The organism is Uliginosibacterium sp. sgz301328 (assembly GCF_041807905.1).
Taxonomy (GTDB): domain Bacteria; phylum Pseudomonadota; class Gammaproteobacteria; order Burkholderiales; family Rhodocyclaceae; genus JBGVSA01.
In genome coordinates, this window is the sequence record NZ_JBGVSA010000069.1 from 1 (window position 1) to 1,094 (window position 1,094).

Below are 1,094 nucleotides of genomic sequence, written 5' to 3' on the forward strand. Positions count from 1 at the left end.
TGTCGTGACCTGGGAGGTTGTTGACGGCGTGCCTGCTTGAAATGGGGAGGACCTCCTGACGGAGTGGATGTGTCTGGCATTCACCCGTAGGAGGTCCTCGTGTCTCACGCTAACGCCCGTACCAACCTGTTCGCTCGTCGCCTGATCGTTGAGCGTGTCGCCGCGGGGTGGCCAGCGGCGCATGTGGCCGAGCAACTCGGCATTTCACGGTCCACGGTCTACAAGTGGCTGCGCCGATACGCCGAAGGCGGTGAAGCGGCACTGGCCGACCGATCCTCACGCCCGCATCACATGCCCCGGCGCACCAGCGACCGGGTCGAAAAGAAAGTGCTGGCCGCCCGGGCCCGCCGCAAGCGCGGTGCGGTGGTCCTGGCAGCGGAACTGAATCTGAATCCGTCGACGATCGGACGGATTCTCGCGCGCCATCACGTGCCGCATCTGTCGGCGATCGATCCGATCACCGGCACGTCGGTGCGTACCTCGCGGCGCCCAGCGAACCGCTATGAACATCGCCTACCGGGGGCCATGGTCCATGTCGATGTCAAAAAGCTCGGCCGCATCCCTGACGGTGGGGGTTGGCGGTTGCACGGACGCGACGCCAGAGTGTCAGTTGCTAACCGGCACAAGAAAACCAAGATCGGCTACGACTACATCCACACCGCCATCGATGACCGCACCCGGCTGGCCTACAGCGAAGTGCACACCGACGAAAAAGACCTCACCTGCGCAGCATTTCTGCACCGAGCCTTGGTCTGGTTCGCCGGCCACGGCGTGCGCGCGCGGCGGCTGCTGACAGACAACGCGATGGTTTACCGCCGCGGCACCAACTGGGGCTGGGTGTGCTCAGCGTGGCAGCTCAAACGCCGCTTCATCAAACCCGGCTGCCCCTGGACCAACGGCAAAGCCGAACGCTTCAACCGGACCCTGCTCAACGAATGGGCCTACGCCCGCCCGTGGACCTCCAACGGCCAACGCACACAAGGCCTTGACCGATTCCTCCACCGGTACAACACTCAACGAGGCCACTCCGCCCTCGGCGGAAAACCACCCATCAGTCGGCTCGCCGCCTGACAACAACGTGTCAGGTCACGACA

The 1,094-nt window shown here is 64.4% G+C and carries 1 protein-coding gene; it reads left to right on the top strand.

The window, feature by feature from the left end; translation table 11 throughout:
* Nucleotides 1-99 precede the first annotated feature (99 nt).
* Entirely contained in the window at nt 100-1,071 is a 972-nt protein-coding gene (locus ACDA63_RS20105) for an IS481 family transposase (RefSeq protein WP_029104816.1), read from the top strand.
* Nucleotides 1,072-1,094 lie beyond the last annotated feature (23 nt).